Source organism: Williamwhitmania sp., from assembly GCA_035529935.1.
GTDB lineage: Bacteria > Bacteroidota > Bacteroidia > Bacteroidales > Williamwhitmaniaceae > Williamwhitmania.
The window spans coordinates 40,832-49,753 of sequence record DATKVT010000102.1; the positions used below are offsets into that span (position 1 = coordinate 40,832).

At 41.7% G+C, this 8,922-nt stretch carries 10 protein-coding genes; 8 read left to right on the top strand and 2 right to left on the bottom strand.

Translation table 11 applies throughout. The features are described from left to right. The first annotated feature begins 90 nt into the window (after positions 1-90). Positions 91-711 carry a uridine kinase gene (udk, locus tag VMW01_08065; protein HUW06203.1) on the top strand — a complete coding sequence of 207 codons (621 nt, stop codon included), beginning with the start codon at positions 91-93 and terminating at the stop codon, positions 709-711. Positions 712-713: 2 nt separating this feature from the next. Further along, positions 714-1,457 (top strand): 3'-5' exonuclease, encoded by a 744-nt coding sequence (locus tag VMW01_08070; protein HUW06204.1) that lies wholly within the window; start codon positions 714-716, stop codon positions 1,455-1,457. Here the strand turns inward: VMW01_08070 and VMW01_08075 are convergent. Both VMW01_08075 and VMW01_08080 read right to left on the bottom strand, forming a co-directional pair. Continuing rightward, positions 1,443-2,246, bottom strand: a complete 804-nt coding sequence (locus VMW01_08075) for an alpha/beta fold hydrolase (GenBank protein ID HUW06205.1) — start codon at positions 2,244-2,246, stop codon at positions 1,443-1,445. The two genes, VMW01_08070 and VMW01_08075, sit on opposite strands and share 15 nt — an antisense overlap. 3 nt (positions 2,247-2,249) lie before the next feature. Continuing rightward, positions 2,250-2,966 carry a pyridoxine 5'-phosphate synthase gene (locus VMW01_08080; protein HUW06206.1) on the bottom strand — a complete coding sequence of 239 codons (717 nt, stop codon included), beginning with the start codon at positions 2,964-2,966 and terminating at the stop codon, positions 2,250-2,252. A gap of 48 nt (positions 2,967-3,014) precedes the next feature. On the opposite strand from VMW01_08080, the gene VMW01_08085 reads away from it, so the two are divergent. From VMW01_08085 to VMW01_08110, 6 genes are all read left to right on the top strand, one after another. Continuing rightward, complete coding sequence (locus tag VMW01_08085; protein ID HUW06207.1) at positions 3,015-3,680, top strand: CBS domain-containing protein; 666 nt, start codon at positions 3,015-3,017, stop codon at positions 3,678-3,680. A gap of 3 nt (positions 3,681-3,683) precedes the next feature. Further along, a complete protein-coding gene (locus VMW01_08090) occupies positions 3,684-4,580 on the top strand; it encodes an NAD kinase (GenBank protein ID HUW06208.1) in 897 nt (298 codons plus the stop codon). Positions 4,581-4,681: 101 nt separating this feature from the next. After that, entirely contained in the window at positions 4,682-5,431 is a 750-nt protein-coding gene (locus VMW01_08095; GenBank protein HUW06209.1) for an outer membrane beta-barrel protein, read from the top strand. Between the two features lie 20 nt (positions 5,432-5,451). Beyond that, positions 5,452-6,096: a DUF6089 family protein gene (locus tag VMW01_08100; GenBank protein ID HUW06210.1), complete on the top strand. Its 645-nt coding sequence runs from the start codon at positions 5,452-5,454 to the stop codon at positions 6,094-6,096. A gap of 14 nt (positions 6,097-6,110) precedes the next feature. Beyond that, entirely contained in the window at positions 6,111-6,857 is a 747-nt protein-coding gene (locus VMW01_08105; protein HUW06211.1) for an isoprenyl transferase, read from the top strand. Between the two features lie 22 nt (positions 6,858-6,879). Further along, positions 6,880-8,922, top strand: a 2,043-nt coding sequence (locus VMW01_08110; GenBank protein HUW06212.1) for a POTRA domain-containing protein, incomplete at its 3' end; no start/stop codon positions are given.

The following is an 8,922-nucleotide window of genomic DNA, read 5'->3' on the forward strand; positions in this document are numbered from 1 at the left end:
AAAAATCAGTAATTAGGGAATGCACATCGTAAGGAATTCCCGAATATAATTATAAACTTTGCAAAGTTAGCATATAAATTCTTTGAGAGTATGTTGATAATTGGTATTGCTGGAGGAACTGGTTCAGGCAAGACTACTGTAGTAAAAAAACTTGTTGACTGTTTGCCTCCAGGCGAGGTTACCGTTATTCCTCAGGATTCATACTATAAGGATAGCAGCCACCTGCCTATGGATCAGAGGCAGGAAATTAATTTTGACCACCCTTCATCAGTTGAGTTTGAGTTGCTGGTGGAGAATCTAAAGAAACTCAAGAAAGGGGAGGCTGTAAATCAGCCAATTTACTCCTACCTCACCTGCGCTAGGGCGGCAGAAACTGTGTATATCGAGCCAAAGCATGTTATAATTGTTGAGGGAATATTGATTTTCACCAATCCGGAGTTGCGCGATCTGCTGGATATTAAAGTCTTTGTGGACGCAGATCCTGATGATAGACTTAGCCGCGTTGTCCGTCGCGACATTATTGAGCGGGGTCGATCCGTAAACAAGGTTCTCGAGCGTTACGAAAAAACAGTGAAGCCGATGCACCTTCAATTTATAGAACCAACTAAGCGATATGCTGACATTATTGTTCCTCAAGGAGGAAACAATGAAGTTGCTGTTAGCATTCTTACCACCATTATAGAAAAAACACTTCACCAACATGGCTATTAGCAATGCTTAATGAAGTAAACATAGAGAACATACTATTTTTAGACATCGAAACGGTGCCTGCTGTTCCTGTTTACTCTGAACTTCCTGAAGTGATGCAGCAACTTTGGGATAAGAAGGCACTGTTTATAAAAAAGGATGAGAATCAATCCAGTGCCGAGGTTTTTGACCGGGCTGGTATTTATGCTGAATTTGGCAAGGTGATTTGCATCTCTGTTGGTTTTGTTTTTTCTCGAAAAAAAGTTCCATACGTTCGCTTAAAGTCGTTTTATAATTCCAACGAGCAACAGCTCCTTGAAGAGTTTGGTGAACTCCTACGCAAGTTTGGCCAGCGAAAGGGAGCACTAATGTGCGCACACAACGGAAAGGAATTTGACTTTCCATATATTGCCAGAAGGATGCTGATAAACGGGGTATCCCTTCCTGGAATGCTAAATGTTGCTGGGAAAAAACCTTGGGAGGTGGCGTTTCTCGATACCATGGAACTTTGGAAGTTTGGTGATCATAAAAATTACACTTCGCTACATCTGCTTGCCACTATTTTTGGCATTCCGACACCTAAGGATGACATTGATGGTTCAATGGTTGCTGAGGTCTACTATCGCCAGCACGATATTGATCGAATTGTAACTTACTGCGAAAAGGATGTGCTCACCATTGTGCAGCTGTTGAGAAAATACCGGGGTGAAGAGTTAATCCCAGCCGAAAATATTGAGAGGGCCAGCCAATCGGGCTCATCCGTTGAGTAAAAACTCTTTTAACTTTTCCAGAAATAAGGCCGATTGTTCAGCGTGAACCCAGTGACCAGAATTGGGAATAGTAACTATTTTATAGTGACTAAACAGGTATCTTATAATTTCTTGATCTCTTTCAATTTTGATGTAAGGCGAGAGTTCTCCTTTAACAAATAGGGTTGGCGTCTCAACTGGATAATCCTCTTTTGCACTAAAGGAAATTCCACCCATGAGATTTGTGAGATTCTGGTCAAGTGCATCAAGGTTCAGCCTCCAATAGAAATTATCTTGGTCATCTCTTGCAAGGTTTTTTAGCAAGAAGCGGACTACGGCTAGCGGTTTAATGCTTTTGCTAAGTAGCTGTTCGGCTTCAACTCTGGTGTCAATCCTTTTCAACGGTAACTCTTGCAGTGCCGAAATTATTTTACGATGTTCCTGTAGTTGGGGCGAATTGGACAGAATATAGGAGGTGGGAGCAATGTCTACCACTACCAGCTTTGCTATTTTTGCTGGATGGTCAAGGGTTAGCTGCATGGCGGCTTTACCACCCATGGAGTGGCCAATGAGTATGGGCACGGCAATTCCCAAATCCTCAATAAGTTCTAAAAGATCGGCGGCAAGGTCAGGGTAACTGTGCGCAGGACTATGTGGGGATTGACCATGATTGCGCAGGTCCACTAGAATTACCTCAAACTGGTTGCTGAGCGCAGTGGCTATGGACATCCAGTTGTCGGAAGAGCCATAGAGCCCGTGGGCAATTACTATGGGTTTGCCTTGTCCTAATCTTCGGTGGTAGAGTTTCATGAGCTACTCGTACAATTGTCTTAGGTAAAGCTGAATGGTGTTTTCCAATCCAAAGTAAAGAGCGTCGGAAATTAATGCGTGCCCAATTGAAACTTCAAGCAGGCCAGGAATATTCTGGTAAAAATACTTTAGGTTCTCTAAACTCAAATCGTGGCCAGCGTTAAGTCCTAGTCCGCATTCAACTGCAACCTTAGCAGCAGCGATAAAGGGGGCAATTGCAGCAACCTTGTCCAAAGAGTAGCCCGAGGCATAGGGTTCCGTATAAAGTTCTACCCTATTGGTGCCTGTTTCTGCAGCTCCTTCTACCATGGCCGATTCCGCATTCACAAACAGGGAAACCCTAATTCCCTTTTTGTGGAACTCCTTAACTACATCTGTAAGAAATGTTCTATTGTGAAGAGTATTCCATCCAGCACTTGAGGTAATGGCCTCGGGAGGGTCTGGCACTAAGGTTACTTGGGCTGGAACAATTTGCATAACAAGGTCAATAAATTGTTCCGAAGGATATCCTTCAATGTTGAACTCTGTTTTTATCACCTTTTTAATGTTGTACACATCTTGGTAGCGGATGTGTCGTTCGTCAGGCCGTGGATGAACAGTGATGCCTTGCGCACCAAAACGTTCGCAGTTTATGGCTGCTTCCACAATATTGGGAATGTTGCCACCTCTTGCATTTCTAAGTGTGGCAATTTTGTTTATATTTACGCTAAGCTTTGTCATTGTTGATTTGTTGTATTAACATCGCACAAAGTTAAAAACAATTACCTTATGCTGGCCAAGGATTTAATCTCCGATGTTATTCCTGCCCTGAGAACTTCTGATACAGGTACAAAGGCTTTGGGATGGATGGACATTTTTAAGGTTGCCCATCTTCCCATTGTAAATAATGAGGATTTTCTTGGGGTAATCGGTGAAAGCGATATTTACGACACCAATATGCCGGATGAGCCACTAGGCAATCATCCACTTTCTCTACAACGACCATATGTGTTGGAGGATCAGCATGTGTTCGAGATTATGGATGTAATGTCGAGGCTGCAACTTTCACTAATACCCGTGTTAAATCTAAAGAAGCAGTACATAGGGGTGATCTCTCTACCTGACCTCCTGCACTATTTTGCAGAGTTGTCAGCACTAAAAAACCCTGGTGGAATTGTGGTTCTAGAACTCAATGAAAATGATTATTCGTTGGCGCACATTGCCCAGATTGTTGAGGGTAACGGAGCAAAAATATTATCGAGCTACATTACTGCTCACAAAGATTCTACGAAGATAGAGTTAACGCTTAAGCTTAATGTGGTGGATCTTACATCTATAATTCAAACTTTTACCCGATACGAATATACAATTATTGGTGCCCACATGCGGGTTGATGAGATGGACGACTTGATGGAGGAGAGATTTGACTTACTAATGAGGTATTTAAATGTTTAAGTAATGAAGGTAGCTCTTTACGGACGTTATTTCCCTAAATCACACTTGAGTTGTCTTAAGGTGCTGTTCGAACGATTTGCTAAGAATGGTGTTCAGGTAAAGGTGTATGAGGCGTTTTACCAGCTGCTGAAAAACGATTTTGGCTTTGAACCTAAAGGCGTTTTGGTCTTTAATTCTCCATCGGAACTTGATATGGATACTGCCTGTGTGTTTAGCCTAGGTGGGGACGGTACCTTTTTGGAAACAGTGGCACTAGTGCGCGATTCCGGAATCCCCATTGCAGGGATAAATGCAGGTAGGCTTGGCTTTCTGACTTCCATTTCGTGTGAGTTTATTGATGAGGTGATCGATACGCTTCTTGGCAACACCATTAGTGTGGAGAACCGATCACTAATAATGGTTGAAGGTCTGCCTGCTCCGCTGTCGGATTTTCCTTTTGCCCTGAATGAGGTGAGTATACAAAAGCATGGCTCCTCTATGGTATCGGTAAATGTTTATCATAACGAGGGATTAATAAATACATACTGGTCCGATGGCTTGTTGGTGGCGACACCTACTGGGTCAACCGCTTATTCCTTGAGTGTAGGAGGCCCGATTATTACACCTGATTCTGCTAGTTTCGTAATATCACCAATTGCGCCGCACAATCTAACAGTGAGGCCACTCGTGGTTCCCGACAGCTATAAGTTACGGCTTGAACCTACATCGCGCGATGAAACAGTTATTTGCGCCATCGATAACCGGTCAATGCCCATTGCTTCTGGCAGTCAAATTTTTATTTCGAAAGCACCGTTTACCGTAAAGTTGCTCATGCTCGGAGAAACGGATTTTTTTAAACGGTTACGCACAAAACTGATGTGGGGTGTAGATAACCGAAGTTTGACCGGACGAAACAATTAGCGCATTATATTTGTTAAATATTGTTAAGCAACCTGAACTGAAAAAGGCATGTCTGCTTGTAAATAAAAATAGTTACTTTTGTAGTGCATAGCAACTTAACCATGAAACTGACTAAATATCTATTTTTAGTGTTGGCTTTTGTGAGTGTTCAGACTAATCTGGCCGCTCAATCGTGGAGTTATAGTCACTATGAAATTGTTACAGGACTTTCTATTTATCACGGTTTTGATGATATTGGTGGATCGTCATCCTCGAATAATTTGGGCGGCCTTCGCGATTTTTCTTTTACCAACTTGCGACCCGGTTTAACTATTGGTTTGAGGTATAAAGTGAACGATCGGTTTTATGTTAAAGGGATGATCGCTTCTGGTATTATGTACAGTAACGATAAGGGTTCTAGAAACGAAACACGAGGTTATAAGGTAAATATTTTTGCCACGGATATAGGCTTTACTGCTGAATACTATTTTGTAAAGCCTGCTCAAAATAGGTATTTTTCAATTATGGCGGTAAGAGGAGGCGTGAGGCCATATGGCAATCCTTATGGGTTTTATGTGTATGCAGGTTTTGGTGGTGCAATGTTTTCTCCGAGTGGCAATGCGGCGCTAGAAGCTAGCCCAAATTTTAACGGTTCATCTTCATTTGCTGCAATTTTCCCAATAGGAGTGGGTGTTAAGGTGAATTTAATGCCAAGAGTTTCATTTAATGGTGAGTTTGGAACACGGTTTACTACAACCGATCGTATGGACGGTTTTGCGTCCCCCTACTCAAAATCCAACGATATATACTATGTTGTCACTTTTGGCGTTTCATATCAGTTGGTACAAAAGATGAAGTTCCGAAGGAACTGATTCCTATTTCGCCCGTTTTCATGAAAAAAAACACCATCCTTTTTGTTTTCCTTAATCTAATTACGACGATTGCAATATCTCAAAACAGTATAGATATTGGTGGCCGTGTTGGTGGGAGTTACTATATTGGTGACTACAACGTAGCTACACCTTTTAGCCACCCCAATATTGCCGGTGGCGTTTTTCTTCGCTATAATTTTAACGACTACTACGCCGTCAGGTTTGGTGTAAATGGTGGTAACTTTTCGGGAGGCTATTCCGCTACAAATGGATACCTTCCTGCTGCAGGAGGTGGTTTCAACACGCTAATCTTTGATGGAAATGTTGCTTTGGAGATTAACTTTTTACCCTTCGATGCCCTAGCGTATAAACGAAAAAAGTATGCTCCATTTGTGAGTGCAGGCTTTGGTGTTTCCTATATTGGAGGAGCTTTGTCTCCCTCGGTACCATTGAGTATCGGCGTTAAATACCGACCGGCACGTCGATGGACCGTTGGCTTTGAGTGGACCATTAGTAAAACGTTCACTGATAAGCTAGATGGCTATACCAACTGGACGGATCAGAAAAATTCCGTAATTCATAACAACGATTGGTACTCAGTAGCCGGATTATTTATAACTTTCCGCCTTTTAAATAATAGCGTGGTTTGTCCTGTTTACAAGTAATTGAATTTTCAGAAATGTCCAAAGAGTGTCTCAATTTGCAAAAGGTTCCAATCCATGTTGCCATTATAATGGATGGTAATGGACGTTGGGCAATGCAGCGTGGTAGTCAACGCATCTTTGGCCATCAAAACGGTGTTAATGCTGTGAGGGAGGCAGTAGAGGCGGCTGGTGAGATAGGTGTTAAATATTTGACACTTTATGCATTCTCCACTGAAAATTGGAATAGACCAAAGGCTGAAGTTGATGCCCTTATGGACTTGCTCGTTTCCACCATTAATGGCGAAGTGGATAATCTTTCGAAAAACAAAGTGCGTCTCAGCATTATTGGAGATATTGAAAGTCTACCCGAAAAGGCGCGACTGAATGTGGCTCAAGCAATTGAAAAAACTGCGAAAAATGATGGACTTAACCTGATCCTTGCACTCAGCTATAGCGCTAGATGGGAAATTGTTGATGCCACTAAGAAAATTGTGGATGATGTTGTAAGCGGGAAGCTACCCGCTGGTAATATTTCTCAAGAACTTTTCAGCAATTACCTTACAACGAAGGGTATTCCTGACCCAGAGTTGCTTATTAGAACAAGCGGAGAGGAGCGTCTCAGTAATTTTTTGCTATGGCAACTTGCCTATGCGGAATTTTACTTTTCTGAAGTGCTTTGGCCCGATTTTGATAAAAATGAATTTTTCAATGCAATACTCGATTTCCAGCGAAGAGAACGTCGTTTTGGAAAAACGGGCGATCAAATAAAACATAAGTGTTAACTACAAATAACAACATCTGAGAATGCTTCGTAAATTAATAGTTTCCGCAGTAATATTTTTTACTTCTCTTCCAGCTTTTTCTCAAGTTACCGACTCGTTAGCCTCAGTTTCATCTGCAGACTATACTGCTCCTAAACAATATGTGGTGGGCGGTGTAACTATTTCAGGGCTAAAGTTTCTAGATGCACAAACCCTGATAAACCTTTTTGGCCTCGACGAAGGAGAAACCATTATGGTTCCGGGCGATGAAGTCACACGAGGGATTAAAAAACTATGGAAACAGGGATTGTTTTCAAATATTAATGTTTCCATTGTTAGGTTTAAAGGTGATACTGCATATTTTAATATGGACCTTGTTGAGCGAGCCCGAGTCTCCAAAATATTTTATACCGGACTAAAGAAATCGGAGCAAGATGCGTTAAAGGATAAGTTGACGCTCAAAATTGGAGATCAACTTACCCCATATTTGTTGTCTACGGCAGAGGGAACCATTAAAAAGTATTTTGCTGAAAAGGGTTATCGAAATATAACCGTTGATGTTCTTCAGGCAAATGATACCGTTATTTCAAATGGTGTAAGAGTAACATTTCAGGTGGATAGGAAGAAAAAGGTAAAAATAAGTAACATTGACTTTGAAGGAAATGTGGCTATCCCTGACGGTAAGCTGCGCAGGGCAATGAAAAAAACCCATAGGAAGGACTTAAACTTTTTTAAGAGTGCTAAGTTTGTAGAGTCTAACTATGAGGCTGATAAGGAGAAGATAATTACCTACTATAATGAAAAGGGTTACCGGGATGCGCGCATATTGTCCGATTCAGTGTACGCTGTAAACCCTAAACGTGTGGGTATTGTGATTAAGATTGAAGAGGGACCAAAGTATTACTTTAGAAATATTACTTGGGTTGGAAATACCAAATATCCCTCCGAGTTTCTAAGTGCTGTCTTGAAAATTAAAAAAGGCGATGTGTACGACAAAACGCTGCTCGATAAGCGCTTGCTCCAAGACGACAATTCAGTTTCAACCCTCTATATGGACGATGGATACCTGTTCTTTAACGTGGAGCCTACCGAAGTGAAAATTGAGAATGACTCCATTGATGTTGAGATGAGAATTTACGAGGGGAAGCAGGCCACTATCAATAGGGTTTTAATTAGCGGAAACACCAAAACCAATGAGCACGTAATTCGTCGCGAAATATGGACCAAGCCAGGTGAACTATTTAGCAAGAGCGATATTATGCGAACCAATCGTGAACTTGCCCAACTTGGGCACTTCGACCCTGAGAAGCTCAATGTAATTCCAATGCCAAACCAAGCTGACGGAACTGTTGACCTTAAGTATATTGTAGAGGAGAAGCCCAACGACCAGCTCGAGATTTCTGGCGGATGGGGTGCGAATATGTTTGTTGGAACCATTGGGATACGATTCTCAAACTTTTCCATGAGGCGAGTTTTCGACAAGGGAGCTTGGCGACCTGTTCCTTCGGGAGATAGCCAATCACTTGCCATTAGAGCTCAAACCAATGGATCATACTATAAAGCCTATAGCTTAAGCTTCGAAGAGCCTTGGCTTGGAGGTAAGAAACCTACTTCATTATCCGTATCGCTCTACCATTCTGTGCAAAACAATAGTAGCTATGTTTACCAAGCAGGAACTCAGTATATGAAGGTTAGCGGTGCAGGTGTTGGGCTAGGTAAGCGTTTAAAATGGCCAGACAACTATTTTACATTGTCGAATGAGATTAGCTATCAAAATTACGATCTTAAGGATTGGTCCGGGTTTATTATTAGTAATGGATCGTCAAATATTTTAAGCCTAAAGACAACATTTGGACGAAATTCAACCGATCAACCAATTTACCCAAGAAGAGGGTCGAACTTATCTCTTTCTGTTCAATTTACCCCTCCCTATTCCCTCTTTAATGGAAAGGATTATTCTAATTCGGGTATGAGTCAAAACGATAAATATAAATGGATTGAATATCACAAGTGGAATTTCCGCTACCAGTGGTTTAGCCAACTGGTAGGCAATTTGGTGTTGAGCACAAACGCACAGTTTGGTTAC

Coding starts and splice junctions, on each gene's coding strand:
- VMW01_08070 (HUW06204.1), top strand. CDS start 714: ATGCTTAATGAAGTAAACATAGAGAACATACTATTTTTAGACATCGAA.
- VMW01_08095 (HUW06209.1), top strand. CDS start 4,682: ATGAAACTGACTAAATATCTATTTTTAGTGTTGGCTTTTGTGAGTGTT.
- VMW01_08100 (HUW06210.1), top strand. CDS start 5,452: ATGAAAAAAAACACCATCCTTTTTGTTTTCCTTAATCTAATTACGACG.
- VMW01_08090 (HUW06208.1), top strand. CDS start 3,684: ATGAAGGTAGCTCTTTACGGACGTTATTTCCCTAAATCACACTTGAGT.
- VMW01_08085 (HUW06207.1), top strand. CDS start 3,015: ATGCTGGCCAAGGATTTAATCTCCGATGTTATTCCTGCCCTGAGAACT.
- VMW01_08105 (HUW06211.1), top strand. CDS start 6,111: ATGTCCAAAGAGTGTCTCAATTTGCAAAAGGTTCCAATCCATGTTGCC.
- udk (HUW06203.1), top strand. CDS start 91: ATGTTGATAATTGGTATTGCTGGAGGAACTGGTTCAGGCAAGACTACT.
- VMW01_08080 (HUW06206.1), bottom strand. CDS start 2,966: ATGACAAAGCTTAGCGTAAATATAAACAAAATTGCCACACTTAGAAAT.
- VMW01_08075 (HUW06205.1), bottom strand. CDS start 2,246: ATGAAACTCTACCACCGAAGATTAGGACAAGGCAAACCCATAGTAATT.